Source organism: Shewanella sp. 5_MG-2023 (genome assembly GCF_030547465.1).
GTDB lineage: Bacteria > Pseudomonadota > Gammaproteobacteria > Enterobacterales > Shewanellaceae > Shewanella.
The window spans coordinates 82,862-96,813 of the sequence record NZ_JAUORC010000011.1 but is presented as its reverse complement, the minus strand read 5'-3'; the positions used below and the strand labels follow the sequence as shown (position 1 = coordinate 96,813).

Annotated in this window: 13 protein-coding genes; 6 read left to right on the top strand and 7 right to left on the bottom strand. The window is 42.4% G+C overall.

Annotated features, from left to right (window positions below; translation table 11 throughout):
- The first annotated feature begins 41 nt into the window (after positions 1-41).
- The 6 genes from Q4557_RS08320 to Q4557_RS08295 all read left to right on the top strand — a co-directional run bounded on the left by Q4557_RS08320 (position 42) and on the right by Q4557_RS08295 (position 6,410).
- A complete protein-coding gene (locus Q4557_RS08320) occupies positions 42-1,292 on the top strand; it encodes a cysteine desulfurase (RefSeq protein WP_303412041.1) in 1,251 nt (416 codons plus the stop codon).
- Positions 1,293-1,384: 92 nt separating this feature from the next.
- Complete coding sequence (locus Q4557_RS08315; protein ID WP_303412040.1) at positions 1,385-1,831, top strand: SufE family protein; 447 nt, start codon at positions 1,385-1,387, stop codon at positions 1,829-1,831.
- 34 nt (positions 1,832-1,865) lie between these two features.
- Positions 1,866-3,047: a membrane dipeptidase gene (locus Q4557_RS08310; protein ID WP_303412039.1), complete on the top strand. Its 1,182-nt coding sequence runs from the start codon at positions 1,866-1,868 to the stop codon at positions 3,045-3,047.
- A 590-nt stretch (positions 3,048-3,637) separates the two neighbouring features.
- Positions 3,638-3,826: a hypothetical protein gene (locus Q4557_RS08305; RefSeq protein WP_303412037.1), complete on the top strand. Its 189-nt coding sequence runs from the start codon at positions 3,638-3,640 to the stop codon at positions 3,824-3,826.
- 447 nt (positions 3,827-4,273) lie between these two features.
- Entirely contained in the window at positions 4,274-5,191 is a 918-nt protein-coding gene (locus tag Q4557_RS08300) for an FAD:protein FMN transferase (protein WP_303412035.1), read from the top strand.
- A 22-nt stretch (positions 5,192-5,213) separates the two neighbouring features.
- The gene (locus tag Q4557_RS08295) at positions 5,214-6,410 is read left to right on the top strand and encodes a hypothetical protein (protein WP_303412033.1); all 1,197 of its coding nucleotides are present in this window, start codon (positions 5,214-5,216) and stop codon (positions 6,408-6,410) included.
- A gap of 132 nt (positions 6,411-6,542) precedes the next feature.
- On the opposite strand, the gene nqrF is transcribed toward Q4557_RS08295, so the two are convergent.
- The 7 genes from nqrF to cobA form a co-directional block, all read right to left on the bottom strand.
- Positions 6,543-7,760 (bottom strand): NADH:ubiquinone reductase (Na(+)-transporting) subunit F, encoded by a 1,218-nt coding sequence (gene nqrF / locus Q4557_RS08290; RefSeq protein ID WP_102438461.1) that lies wholly within the window; start codon positions 7,758-7,760, stop codon positions 6,543-6,545.
- A gap of 125 nt (positions 7,761-7,885) precedes the next feature.
- Positions 7,886-8,494, bottom strand: a complete 609-nt coding sequence (gene nqrE, locus Q4557_RS08285) for an NADH:ubiquinone reductase (Na(+)-transporting) subunit E (RefSeq protein ID WP_076540866.1) — start codon at positions 8,492-8,494, stop codon at positions 7,886-7,888.
- Positions 8,495-8,499: 5 nt separating this feature from the next.
- On the bottom strand, positions 8,500-9,120 hold the full coding sequence (locus Q4557_RS08280; protein WP_076540771.1) for an NADH:ubiquinone reductase (Na(+)-transporting) subunit D: 621 nt from the start codon (positions 9,118-9,120) through the stop codon (positions 8,500-8,502).
- Positions 9,120-9,890 carry a Na(+)-translocating NADH-quinone reductase subunit C gene (locus tag Q4557_RS08275; RefSeq protein ID WP_102438459.1) on the bottom strand — a complete coding sequence of 257 codons (771 nt, stop codon included), beginning with the start codon at positions 9,888-9,890 and terminating at the stop codon, positions 9,120-9,122. The genes Q4557_RS08280 and Q4557_RS08275 overlap by 1 nt, the downstream gene beginning before the upstream one ends.
- Entirely contained in the window at positions 9,880-11,097 is a 1,218-nt protein-coding gene (locus Q4557_RS08270) for an NADH:ubiquinone reductase (Na(+)-transporting) subunit B (protein ID WP_303412029.1), read from the bottom strand. The genes Q4557_RS08275 and Q4557_RS08270 overlap by 11 nt, the downstream gene beginning before the upstream one ends.
- Complete coding sequence (locus tag Q4557_RS08265) at positions 11,097-12,458, bottom strand: Na(+)-translocating NADH-quinone reductase subunit A (RefSeq protein WP_102438455.1); 1,362 nt, start codon at positions 12,456-12,458, stop codon at positions 11,097-11,099. Before Q4557_RS08265 ends, Q4557_RS08270 begins: the two co-directional genes overlap by 1 nt.
- 483 nt (positions 12,459-12,941) lie before the next feature.
- Complete coding sequence (gene cobA / locus Q4557_RS08260) at positions 12,942-13,754, bottom strand: uroporphyrinogen-III C-methyltransferase (protein ID WP_303412026.1); 813 nt, start codon at positions 13,752-13,754, stop codon at positions 12,942-12,944.
- Between the last annotated feature and the right edge of the window lie 198 nt (positions 13,755-13,952).

Genomic DNA, 13,952 nt, shown 5'->3' with positions numbered 1-13,952 from the left:
CGATAACTTCAGCGATTCATCATTAACTTAACGAGCTTTCAATGACAGTGCCTGTGGATACCGTTTTAATTAATAATACCTTTGATCACCAAGCGATCCGATCTCAGTTTCCAATATTGGATCAACAGCTAGATGATAATCCATTGTGTTATTTAGACACGGCAGCCACCAGCCAAAAGCCTGTTAGTGTCATTGAGGCAATGACTCAGTATTATCAGCATGATAACGCTAATGTGCATCGCGCCGCCCATCAGTTATCAGCCAGAGCCACAGCCAACTATGAACACGTTCGTCATCAAGTTAAGCAATTTATTAATGCTAGCCAAACTGAAGAAGTTATTTTCACTCACGGCACCACTGAATCTATCAACATGGTCGCTGCAGGCTTAAGCAAACAGCTTAAAGCTAATGATATTATTTTAGTTGATAGCGCCGCCCATCACGCCAACTTAGTACCATGGCAACAATTAGCCAAAAATACCGGCGCTGTGGTTAAACCCATTCCACTGAACGAGCATTTATCCATTGATATCAACGCTTATTCAGCACTGCTTAGTTTAAAACCTAAGCTTGTGGCCATAAGCCATGTGACCAATGCGCTGGGGTCGGTAAATGATGTCAGCCAATTAGTTGAGCTTGCCCAGCAAGTAGGTGCACTCACTCTTGTTGATGGCGCTCAGGCCATCGCCCATATCGATGTCGATGTACAACAAATTAACTGCGACTTTTATGTGTTTTCAGGCCATAAAATGTATGGCCCCACTGGCGTTGGGATCTTATACGGCCGTTATGCCGAGCTCGATAAGCTTGAACCGCTGCTAACAGGCGGCGAAATGATAAAGTCGGTGAGTTTTGAAGCTACCACCTTTGGGGAACTGCCCAATAAATTAGAAGCGGGCACCCCAGCGATTTCAGCGGTTATCGGTTTAGGCGCAGCAATTAGTTTTATCAATGGACTGCCAAAAGCTGAGTTACTGGCCCATGAGCAAAGCTTACTGAACTATTTGCAAAATGAACTCAGAAACTTAGGCGATATAACCCTTATTGGTGCAACGCCGCATAATATTGGCGTGGTTGCGTTTAACTTGGCACAAGAGCATCATCAAGATGTTGGGATACTACTTGATCAACAAGGCATAGCCGTTCGTTGTGGCCACCACTGCGCCATGCCATTAATGCAGCAGTTAAACATTAAAGGTTGTTGCCGAGCATCCATTGGCCTCTATACTAATAAGCAAGACATTGACCTGTTTATCGCGGCGCTGGGTAATGTTAAAGATCTACTGTTATAGCCTTAAGTTATAGCCTGATGTTTTAGCCAGGCTTTTTAACCTTAGCTTTATAGCTGCAAATACTCTCCACCACCTGATAGTAAATTGAGAAAATGACTAACCAATTACCACAACCCCAAGAGCACTGTTTTAAATCGCTAGATAATAAGGTCGCACAAGCCGTCAGCGCGATTGAGTCAGCAAGCAACTGGCAAGATAAATACCGTCAAATCATGCTGGTTGGTAAAGCCCTACCGACACTTGATGATGCCTTTAAGCTAGAGTCAGCCCAAGTAAAAGGCTGCGAAAGCCAAGCGTGGCTTTACCATAAAGCGATTGATGGCAAACATTTTTTTTGTGCCGACAGTGATTCACGTATAGTTAAGGGTCTAATTGCTATACTGTTATATGCAACTCATACAAAAACCAGTGCCGCCATTAGTGCATTTGACTTAACTGAGTATTTTGAACAATTAGGACTTAGCGGCCAATTAAGCCCCTCTCGTACCAATGGGCTTACCGCACTCGCCAATGCTATTAAGCAATACGCCGCAAACTAATCAATAATGATTACGAGCGTTAAAAGGAATAACAATGTCTGAAAGCGCTTGTAACCAAAACAGAAGAACCCTACTTAAAGGGATCGCTGCAACCAGCTTACTTTGCCCGCTGTATAGCACTTCTGTGTTTGCCGCCTCCAAAAAGCGCCTCTATATTGATGGTTTATCATTTCTGCCCGAAAACCTAGCAGATGTTCGCGAATCAAAACTTGATGCTTACATCTGTGATATCTCCGCTATCGAACCTATTACACAGCCCGATGGCACCACCAATTACAAACGCACCTACCAAGCCTGTATTGAAAGTATAAAACAGGCTAAAAAAGTGGTCGATGATAACCCATCAGTGTTATTACAAGGGCTAACAGGCAACGACATTGCCAAAGCCCGAAATGAGCAGCGCACCGCGGTGTACTTTCAAATCCAAGGCGCTGACTGTGTTGAAGCCGATGCCGATAACGCTAACAGTGGCGATAAGCCTTGGCCACAACTAGACCAATTTCACCAACATGGTTTACGGGTGCTGCAATTAACCCACCACTACGGCAACCGCTTTGCCGGTGGCGCATTAGACAATGATGGCTTTCAAAGCCTCAATAAGCCACTGACCGCTGATGGTAAGGCATTAATCGCCGAGCTTAATCGTCGCAATATTCTTATCGATGTCAGTCACTCAAGTCCGCAAACCGCACTGGATACCGCTAAAGTCTCCACTAAACCCATAGTGCAAAGCCATGGCGCTGTGCGCTCCATCGTCAATAATGCTCGCTGTTCACCCGATGAAGTGATCCGCGCTATTGCCGACACTGGCGGTGTGTTTGGTATTTTCATGATGAGCTTTTGGCTCACCAATAAGCCTGTGCCGACCATTGATGATTATATTCGTCAACTTGATAGGGTCGCTAGACTGGGCGGCATGGATGCAGTAGCCATTGCCAATGACTTTCCGCTTCGAGGGCAAGAAAACTTACTGGCGTTAAATAACAATAACGCTGAAGGGGTTAAACAATACCTGGGTTGGTGGCAAAGTCTTGCTGATAAAAATGTATTAGGCTTTGACCATACGCCAGAGCATGTGGTGATCCCAGAATTTAACCATATCGACAGAATGAACCGTATTGACGATGCACTGGCCAAAGCCCGTTATAAGTCGAGCGACCGAGATCGTTTCCTCGGTGGCAACTGGCAAAGAGTGCTTAAACAAGTGTTGGTTTAAATTACATCAGATTTAGAACTCTGGATTTCACACTGTATTTCCAAACTTCGTTTGGATTAACATCGTGGCGCTTCGTTCACACCTGATTTATTTTTTTAAATATTTCCAAACTCCGTTTGGATTAACGTCGTGGCGCTTCGCCCACACCAGATTTAGACTGTAAGTTTCCTTTGTGTATTTCCAAACTCCGTTTGGATTAACGTCGTGGGTTTTCCACCCACACCCGACCAAAAGGGTATCAACAGCAATACCCTCTTGGATCACCCTGCCGCCCCTAACGAAAAATGCTGAAAAGCGCATAGTTTTCGATGGGGATTGATCCAGCTTTTAACTTCGTTTGTTGTTAACTTCAGACTTATTCGAAAATGCTAACGCTTCCGATGGTGCATCCCTGCACCGCGAAAGCTATGCTCACATCCATGTGAGCATCACGCTATTTTCTTCAACGTCCTCAATTCAAATTGAGTCTTTTGGATTTTTAGCTTTATATCTTTTTAATCTTTTATTTGGCACGAATACAGTCAAATCGAAGAAGCAATAATCCCAGTGTAGATGCAGCAGCGAACTTCTGACTGCCAAGGATGGCGGGAATGTCATTATTTGTCGGGAACAAATATGACCAAAACATGGCGAAGTTTCACAGTGTGAAACGCTCTGAGCGAGAGGCATGGATGCCGAACTGGCCGTTTAACATGGATGTTATTTGTTTTCGCAAAGCCCACATGGATGCGTTTGCGGCGTGTCTTGGATATATCAAAATCAATGTTAGCTTTGTGTGATAAAAACAACGACAGAATTGCATATTATAGAAATTAATTATGCAGAAAATAGAATTTAAAAACGTCAACAGTAAAAATACAAAAAACTTAGTTCTTATTGTATTTCTGGCGAGTAGTTCACAATTACCCCTGTTATAAAAGTTATTATTAATAATAAAAACTCTTCTTCATTAAAATATATAATAGTTAAGCATATACTAATTAATGAATATATAAATTGACCTGTAATATAACTTTAGAATAAATATGACTTCAATCTCAAACCCGAATAATAAAAGTAGTAGTAAAGTTTACATCCCTTCATGACAATGTAATCTATAAATCTAATTTTTAGATTACTACATTATGAAAAAAATAATTTTTAACATTTCTATCTTTCTATTTACTTATATCATTATAAATTCAGTTGCATCTGCCCAGGATATGAAAAGCCTTCGGGGAGAGACTATGGGTAATAAATATAAAGTTACTTGGTTAGAAACTAAAATATCTGCAAAAAGAATGGCTGATATTAGAAGTCAAATAGAACAACGTCTAGATGATGTGAATCAATCAATGTCAACTTGGCGTAAAGACTCTGAAATCAATAAAATAAACAACTCACCTAAAGCTACACCCATACGCATTAGTTATGACATGAATCACGTCATAACTAATGCTATTCATGTTGCTCAACTCACTAATAATGCACTGGATATCACAGTTGGGCCTTTAGTTAATTTATGGGGGTTTGGCCCTGATGGCCAAGTCACTGACTTACCATCAGAACAAGCAATCGAAGCAGCCATAAAATCCACCGGAATTAGCAATATAACCCTTAAGAATCAGTATCTCACAAAAAACGCGGCCAATCTAAAAATTGACCTTTCAGCTATAGCAAAAGGTTACGGTGTCGATGTCGTAGCTGACGTATTGGAACGCAATGATATTCATGACTATCTAGTTGATATTGGCGGGGAGTTAAGAATTAAGGGATTAAATGCTAGCCAACAGGCTTGGAAGGTGGGAGTTGATAAACCCTTTGCTTATTCAACAGGACAAATGGAAATTATCACCCCTGGGGACTCCGCCGTCGCGACATCGGGGAACTACCGTAAATATTTCGAAAAAAATGGCCACTACTACTCGCATTTAATTGACCCTAGAACAGGAAAACCCGTATCTCATACCGTTGTTTCAGTCACGGTAATTGAAAAAAATTCTATGACAGCTGATGCATTGGCTACCGCCTTTATGGTGCTCACTGTTGAGGAATCATTGGCTGTTGCCAATGAACACAATATCCCAATCATGATCATTGAGGATAAGTTTGGAGAGTTGATTACTCACCATTCAGAAAGCTTTGAAAAATATATTAAAGAATAGTTTTAAACTATTAACAGGAAAAATGATGAAGAATAAATTTAAACTAAGTGTATTATGTATTGCTGTATTAGGTATGACTGCCTGTAGTGATGATGATAAAGATACATCTGGGCTTGAAAGCCAAATAAAACAGCTTGAACAAAAAAATGCTGAATTAAACTCTCAAAATACAGAATTAAGTTCAAAAAATGAATCATTAGCAGAAGACAATGCTAATTTAACAACTAAAACTGAAGAACTTCAGGATAAAGCAGTAGGCTACATTTCTACTTTCAACCAACAATGCGCTGAAGAAGGCGTAATGTTTGATTATATTGACCCGAATGCGCCAGCAGAAGAAGCTCCGCAAATGTCCGCCTTTGCTTCAGCGATGGCAGCTAATGAGTGTTCTAGTTGCCACACTTACGACAATGATGATCCCGTTGAGATTCCTCATGGAAATTTTGGAAGTTGTAGTAATTGTCATGATGGCCACAATGAAACACCACCTGTTGATCCGGGTAATCCACAGGATCCAACGTTCCCACAACCTGAACCAGACGACAGTCTCGTTGATGGAAAAACTGGGGCATCGGGTTCTTTCTACTACGGCAGCTCTTCATTCCTAAACGCTGACTATTTAGCACAAAGACTCAATGGTAGTATTTACAACTACGAGTGGGTAGAAGCCACAGAAAGTGGTGAAAATACCGCTAAGACATTGAAAACAGCTTGTGGTTTAGAAAATCGTGAATTTATTAAAGACATGTACCCTAACGACGGTAAAGAGTACAAACTAAACGGCTTTAATAACCAAATGGGTTCTAAATTAATTTCCACTGTTAGTAAATTTACTGATGAAGAAACAACTGAAGAAGTTGAATTGCCTAATGTTGCTATTTTCGGCTACGGCATGAAACTAGAAGATAATGGTAACTATTACGCCTCGATGAATATTGGTAAGAATAACACTTGTTATAATGCAGTTATGCATGGTGACGTTCGATTGGCATATTACGAATACTCACCAATGCTATCAAGTAAGCCTGATCGTAATATGGGTGCTCGAATTTTAGGTACTATTGATTACGAGCGTACAGCACTAAAAGGATTTGACTGGGTTACTGAAGTTCCAGGACTTGGTGCTGGAGAAGACTTTACTCCATCGGATGTTGACTGGACAAACGTTGGTTCTTGTTCATTAGTGATTAAAGTTGATGGTATTATTCCTCTAGGATAATTCACACATTGCGATATAAAAAAGCTGAAACCTAGGTTTCAGCTTTTTTTATTTTTGAAAACTTACTTTTAGTAGCTCATTTTTAGTTAGCTTGTTTATCTTTAATTAACGCCAAGCCTTTCAAACTAAACACTAGCCACCAAAGTCATCTAGCAAGATATTTTCTTCTTCAACACCTAAGCTTTCTAGCATGCTGATCACAGAGGAGTTCATGATTGGAGGGCCACACATGTAGAACTCACAATCTTCTGGCGCTTTATGATTTTTAAGATAGTTTTCCAATAATACCGTATGAATAAAGCCGGTATAGCCGGTCCAGTTATCTTCAGCTAAAGGCTCTGACAAAGCTACATGCCATTCAAAGTTGTCATTTTCAGCCGCTAAGGTATCAAAATCATCTTGATAAAAAATCTCTCGCGCTGAACGCGCTCCATACCAAAATGACATTTTACGTTTTGTTTGCTTACTCTTAAGTTGATCAAAAATATGCGAACGCATCGGCGCCATACCTGCACCACCACCAACAAACACCATTTCTGCGTCTGTTTCTTTGACAAAAAACTCACCGAAGGGCCCTGAAATAGTTACCTTGTCGCCAGTCTTTAGATTAAAGATATATGACGACATTTGCCCTGGTGGTAAATCATTGCTTGGCGGCGTAGCAATACGCACATTCAGCATGATGGTGCCTTTTTCATCAGGGTAGTTCGCCATTGAATAAGCACGCAATACATCTTCATCAACGGTTGAAACTAGGCTAAATAAGTCGTACTTATCCCAGTCATCACGATATTGCTCAGGAATATCAAAATCAGCGTATTTCACCTCATGGGCAGGGGCTTCAATTTGAATATAACCACCGGCTTTGAAATGAACATCCTCCCCTTCAGGGACTTTCAGCAGCAGCTCTTTAATAAAGGTCGCTTGGTTGTCATTAGAAACTACCTCACATTGCCACTTTTTAACCCCAAAGATCTCTTCATCCACTTCTAGTTCCATGTCGGTTCGCACCGCAACCTGACACGCTAACCGGCAGCCTTCTTTGGCTTCTTTTTTGGTGATGTGGTCAAGCTCTGTGGCTAAGATATCACCGCCACCTGATTTCACTGTGACCCGACATTGGCCACAGGTGCCGCCACCGCCACAGGCCGATGGAATAAAAATACTGTTGCTCGCCAGTGCGCCAAGCAGTTTATCACCAGCAGGTGTGCACACACTTTTGTCTGCATCACCATTAATGCCGATGGTGACATCACCCGTACCCACCAATTTGCTTTTGGCGAATAAAATTATCATTACCAGCAAACTTACCACTATGGTAAACATGCCTATGCCAATTGCCATTTCCATTAAATGCACCTTCTCAACAGTTGCTGATAACAAGCAGTCTCATGGGTCAGTTTTACCAAAACCACTGATTCAAGCATGAGTGAGTCATCTATAAGCGAATTCAAATTTGTTTGCATTTTCACGCCTTACAAAGTGATGCCAGCAAATGACATAAAACCTAATGCCATTAAACCTGTAGTAATAAAGGTAATGCCAATTCCTTGCAGCCCTAGTGGGATAGCATGAAATTTCATCCGTTCACGCAGCCCGGCGAGTAAGACAATGGCCATCGCCCAGCCCACTGCACTACCTGCTGCAAACACCACAGATTCGCCTAAGTTATAATCACGGTTGGCCATGAAAATAACCCCAGCAAAAATGGCACAGTTCACCGTTAGTAGCGGTAAGAAAATACCTAAAGATTGATACAGAGTTGGAATGTATCTTTCTAAAAACATCTCCAAAATCTGCACTAATGCGGCAATCACCCCAATAAAGGTAATTAACTGTAAGTAGCTTAAGTTAAGCTCAGGGAAGCCTGCCCATGCCAGTGCACCTGGCGCAAGGATATTCACGTAAATCAGCTGATTTACCGGTACGGCTAATACCATCACCACAATCACTGCAATGCCCAAACCAAATGAGGTTGAGACCTTTTTAGACACCGCGAGGAAGGTACACATGCCTAAGAAAAAAGACAGTGCCATGTTGTCGATAAAGGCCGCTTGAATAAATAAATTAATATAGTGTTCCATTGCCATTATCCTCTCTTACGCTGCACAACATTGATCGCCCAAATCATCACGCCGATCAAAAAGAATGCGCTTGGTGGCAAGGTGAACATTTCATTGGCAAGATACCAACCACCGTTTTCGATAGTGGTAAATATCTCTTTGCCAAATAAGGTTCCGCGTCCTAGTAGCTCACGCACAAAGGCGACACTTAATAAAATCACCCCGTAGCCCATGGCATTACCTAGCGCATCAACAAATGCCAAATGCGGTGGGTATTTCATCGCAAAGGCTTCTGCGCGGCCCATGATGATACAGTTGGTAATAATCAAACTGACAAATACAGATAACTGCTTTGAAAGCTCATAAGCCACGTCCTGCAACACCATATCAACGATAATTACCAAAGAGGCAATCACCGTCATTTGCGCAATAATACGCACGCTGCTAGGGATAAAATTGCGAATGCTCGAAATGATCACATTGGAGCACACTAAAACAAAGGTCACCGCCAGTGTCATTACCAATGCGGTTTGCATTGAATTACTCACAGCCAGTGCAGAGCAGACCCCTAGCACTTGCATCGCCACTGGGTTATTGGCAAAAATCGGTGAGGTCAGAATTTGTTTAGTTGAGATAGTCGTACTCATTATTTCGCCTCCGTAGTGGCAAACTGGTTAAGAAAGGTTTGATAACCTTCTACACCAAACCAAAATTCAACCGCACGTTGAATGCCCATGCCCGTTCGGGTTGCGCCACTAACGCCATCAACACCGTGAATATCGCCAGCTTTAGCACCGCCTTTGATAACCTTGATGGAAATTTTGCCTTTATCATCAAATAGCTGCTTACCTTTCCATAAGTCAGTCCACTGGGGATCTGTTACAAAATCAGCAATACCAGGGGTTTCACCGTGTTCGTAGAAAATAATATTCTCAACGGTATTTAAATCAGGCTTAAGGGCTAAATAACCATAAATCATCGACCACAGTCCTTTACCATAAATGGGCATCACCACACTGGATAATTGACCATTAGCGTCAAAGACTTCAAATACGCGGATATTATCCGCACGGCTTTTAATTTTGGCGGTATCTTTTTTAGGTTTTGATGATGTATCTGGGTTTATCGCTGCCATACGCTCATCAAAATCAAGTAGATTGTCATGATCAACAAACTCACCCGACTCTAGATTGACCATTTTAGGGCTTACTCTTTGTTCAAATAATTCCCTAAAATCGCCGCTGCTGATATCAATATTGGCGGCCCGTAATACAAACTGCTGCACTTCATCACGCTTTTTAACCAGCTTACGTTCTTTTAAAATTTCAGCGGTACCGGTGATCATAAACGAACAGACTAAACTCAGGCTGATGATAAAAATCATCGTGCCAGCTATGCTATCTTTCTTAAAGGCCATGGCGTTTTAGTCTCCGTTTAATGTTGGCACGAACCACCAGATAATCGAATAATGGCGCCCATAAATTTGCGAACAATATCGCCAACATGATCCCTTCAGGCAATTTCACGTTCAACACCCGGATCAGCACCGTCATAAAGCCAATTAATGCGCCATAGGCGTATCGACCACTGCGGGTATATGAGGCGGTCACTGGATCGGTTGCCATAAACATCATCCCCAGTGCAAAACCACCGGTAACTAAATGCCATGTCCACGGCATAGAAGCCATAGAGCTTTTCGCAGGTCCAACTAAGTTAAACAATATTGCTGTAGCGATCATGCCGAACATAACCCCAGCAACCACTCGCCAATCTGCCACTCGAGTTAGCAGCAATACACCGCCGCCAATCAAAATAGCTAAGGTGCTGGTTTCACCAATAGAGCCTGGAGTGAAGCCTAAAAATGCATCTATCCATGCAGGATCTGATAAGGCGCTAATCCAGCTAACATCGGCAAACATATTCGCGCGACTGGCTGCAGCTTGGGTTAAGGTGGTGGCACCTGAAAAACCATCAGCAGCAACAAATTGGCTTAAGGCTGCGACTTCTGTGGGGTAGGCAAAATAGATAAAGGCATAACCGGCTAACGCTGGGTTTAAAAAGTTATAACCCATGCCGCCAAACATTTCTTTGGCTACGATAACCCCAAAGGTCACTCCTACAGCAATAATCCATAAGGGTGTCGATACCGGCACTATGATAGAAAACAGTAATGCTGTAATAAAGAAGCCTTCATGTAATTCTTGGCGCCGCACTTTGGCAAAAACCACTTCCCACACTAAACAGACAAACAAGGTCATTAGGTAAATTGGCACATAATAACTCGCACCATAAGCCATTAAGCTGACAAAACCTGATTGTTCGGTTAACTGGCCAAACAGCATTGAAAACAAGCCAGCCTGCCAAGCCTCAGGTTGAGTTGCCCCAGCCATGATGGCAATTTGCGCTTGTAAGCCTAGGTTGTACATCCCAAAAAATATGGCGGGCAGTAAACACATACCCACAATATGCATGGTACGTTTTACATCAATGGCATCACGAACATGCACTTTACCTTTGGTACTGCGGCCACGAGCAATCCACAAGGATCGCAAGTAACTTTTCATCGAGTCGCCATGAGCATAATAGCGATCTTGATGATCCGGTTTCTTTTGTTGCTGACTCATTAACCTTCCCTCTCGATGATATCTAGGCAAGCACGTAACTCTTTACCAAAGTCATACTTTCCGGGACAAACAAAGGTACAAAGTGCTAAATCTTCTTCATCTAATTCTAAAGCGCCTAATAGCTGTGCTTCATCGGTATCTCGCACCACCAGATCTCTCACCAACAAGGTCGGTAAAATATCCAAAGGCATAACGCGGGCAAGCTGACCAAAAGCCATCATCGCACGAGGAGAGCCACCTGCATGGGTGGTAAAATCAAACAGTTTTTTAGTACGGCTAAAACCTGACATCATGATACCTGTCAGTGAGAACTTTTCTTTATTACGGCGCACCCAAGGTAATAACTCGTGACGGGCGTTTTCAGTTAGTACACAAACTTGATTATGATAACGACCTAAATAGTTATAAACCCCAACTGCGGTATGGCCACAAAGTACGGAGCCCGATACCACCCGTGAGTGAATATCTTCAATTTCATTTTCGACTAGCTCACCCAAGTCTGCCCCTAATTGGGTCCGCAGTAACCTTGGTTTTAACACATTGGGTCCAGCAAATGACACCACTCGCTCATTAAATAGCTCACCGGTTTGAAACAGCTTGCCAACGGCAATCACATCTTGATAGCCAATATGCCAAACTACCCGCTCAACACTTACTGGATGCAGCAGATGGATATGAGTACCCACCAGCCCAGCGGGATGAACGCCGCCAAATTGATATGACTCAACTTGAGCTAAATCATGGCCGGGTAACGCCTCACCTTGATCATGACACAGCATCACTTTACCATCGGTTAACCGGGTTAGTGCCTGCATTCCCACAGCAAATGCTTGTGGCTGCTCAGCGATAATCACGCGAGGATCGGCCGCTAACGGATTACTGTCCATGGCGGTCACAAAGATTGCCGATGGCCTAGTATCTAACGCGGGAATTTTTGAGAAAGGGCGGGTTCTTAATGCCGTCCATAACCCACTGTTAACCAGATTGGTTTGCACCGCTTCGCGGGATAATGCCAAAACATCATCGCTAGTAGCAAAACTCACGGCTTCATCGCCTTCGCAACGGATCACCACTGATAATAGCACCCGTTTTTCGCCCCTGTTTATGGCAATCACTTCGCCACTCGCAGGGGCAGTAAAGGTCACTCCGGCAATCTTTTTATCTTGAAAAAGCGCTTGGCCTTTTTTAACGATATCACCTTCTTCAACCAACATAGTCGGCTTTAAACCAACATACTCTTCGCCTAATATGGCAACTCTGGTTGGCTTTGCTGTGACGTCGATTATTTGTTGCGGCTCACCCGCTATAGGCACATCGAGGCCCCGTTTAATTGTTATAACCTGATTTGAGGATCCAGCCATTACTTGTAACCTTTAAAATTCAGATACCACATAATAAATAGATTTGTGACCTAAATCCGCTATTGAGGTCACACCTTTTAATAAATTGTGAAATAAATGTACTAATAACACCTAAATTCGACCAAAAATTTGAACCAAGACCGATATTCAATTTCAAAACAGGAACTAAAGCACAAAAAACAGCATCCAAAACGCTACCCAATGCTGAACTACCCCATGTATCACAATTTAACATAGACACAGTTCACATTAATCTCAATAAAAGCTGTATAAGAATTACAGAAATCAAAATTTGCTAGGTAAGCACTGAGATAATAATTAAGTTTGAAGCAATAAGAATGACAAATATGGGATAAGTATGAAATGAACATGTTAATGGCAAGCCTGAGCAGCTAAAAACAAAAAATGGCCAAGACTGTCGTCTTCGCCATTTAAATTCATGCGGTTAAAATTATCGGTAAATATAGCTTAAGATCAAATCCGCTAAATACCCACTTGAGACTGAATTGGTGCAGCTGAGTACTCTTGAGGATTAAACCAATTGAGGCTGTCTGCCAATGACACCACCTCACCGATAATCATCAATGCTGGCATTTGCAAAGCAGGATCTGCAGCCAGCTGCGATAACTCACTTAACTTACCGATAAAGCGCTGTTGAGATGCGGTCGTCGCCTTAGAAACAATAGCCACAGGCGTATCACCATCACGGCCACTACTCATTAATCCATCACGGATAATCTCTGCGTTCAAAATGCCCATATAAACCACTAAGGTATTATTTGGATTTGCATAACCTTGCCAGTCCATCGGCCGACTTTGTAATTGGCAATGACCAGTAATAAACGTCACTCCTTGAGCAAAATCTCGGTGGGTTAATGGAATGCCAGCATAAGCAGCTGTGCCACTAGCAGCAGTAATACCGGGGACAACCTCAAAAGCAACCCCTGTTTCTGCTAAGGTTTGCAGCTCCTCACCGCCACGACCAAAAATAAACGGATCACCACCTTTAAGGCGTACCACGTTTTTGCGAGTGTAAGCTTTTGTCACCAGTAACTGATTTATTTCATCTTGCCCAGCACTATGCTTGCCAGCACGTTTACCCACAGCAATTTTTTCAGCGCTTTGTGGGATTAAATCTAAGATGTCTTGGCTAACGAGGGCATCGTACAGGACAGCATCGGCTTGCTTTAACACCCGATAAGCTTTGAGGGTGAGCAGCTCAACATCTCCAGGCCCTGCACCGACTATCCAGACTTTCCCTTTGGCCCCTTGACCCGGTATCGAAACCAATTCCATTTTTCAAAACCCCACAATGTTTACTTAGCATCAAATATAGCCCTTTATATATTCCATATATAATAGATAATACTTAGCTTTTATTCCATTTAGTTATATGAGACCTATTAAGTGGCATTTAAAAACCTTGGTAAACTAGCTGCACAGTTACCATACAAAGCCCAAGCTCAAATCATCAGTACTTTTCATTTTTAACCA

What these genes read in the sequence shown, in the direction of transcription:
- Q4557_RS08320 (WP_303412041.1), top strand. Translation starts at nt 42, where the DNA reads ATGACAGTGCCTGTGGATACCGTTTTAATTAATAATACCTTTGATCAC.
- Q4557_RS08315 (WP_303412040.1), top strand. Translation starts at nt 1,385, where the DNA reads ATGACTAACCAATTACCACAACCCCAAGAGCACTGTTTTAAATCGCTA.
- Q4557_RS08310 (WP_303412039.1), top strand. Translation starts at nt 1,866, where the DNA reads ATGTCTGAAAGCGCTTGTAACCAAAACAGAAGAACCCTACTTAAAGGG.
- Q4557_RS08305 (WP_303412037.1), top strand. Translation starts at nt 3,638, where the DNA reads ATGTCATTATTTGTCGGGAACAAATATGACCAAAACATGGCGAAGTTT.
- Q4557_RS08300 (WP_303412035.1), top strand. Translation starts at nt 4,274, where the DNA reads ATGGGTAATAAATATAAAGTTACTTGGTTAGAAACTAAAATATCTGCA.
- Q4557_RS08295 (WP_303412033.1), top strand. Translation starts at nt 5,214, where the DNA reads ATGATGAAGAATAAATTTAAACTAAGTGTATTATGTATTGCTGTATTA.
- nqrF (WP_102438461.1), bottom strand. Translation starts at nt 7,760, where the DNA reads ATGGAAATGGCAATTGGCATAGGCATGTTTACCATAGTGGTAAGTTTG.
- nqrE (WP_076540866.1), bottom strand. Translation starts at nt 8,494, where the DNA reads ATGGAACACTATATTAATTTATTTATTCAAGCGGCCTTTATCGACAAC.
- Q4557_RS08280 (WP_076540771.1), bottom strand. Translation starts at nt 9,120, where the DNA reads ATGAGTACGACTATCTCAACTAAACAAATTCTGACCTCACCGATTTTT.
- Q4557_RS08275 (WP_102438459.1), bottom strand. Translation starts at nt 9,890, where the DNA reads ATGGCCTTTAAGAAAGATAGCATAGCTGGCACGATGATTTTTATCATC.
- Q4557_RS08270 (WP_303412029.1), bottom strand. Translation starts at nt 11,097, where the DNA reads ATGAGTCAGCAACAAAAGAAACCGGATCATCAAGATCGCTATTATGCT.
- Q4557_RS08265 (WP_102438455.1), bottom strand. Translation starts at nt 12,458, where the DNA reads ATGGCTGGATCCTCAAATCAGGTTATAACAATTAAACGGGGCCTCGAT.
- cobA (WP_303412026.1), bottom strand. Translation starts at nt 13,754, where the DNA reads ATGGAATTGGTTTCGATACCGGGTCAAGGGGCCAAAGGGAAAGTCTGG.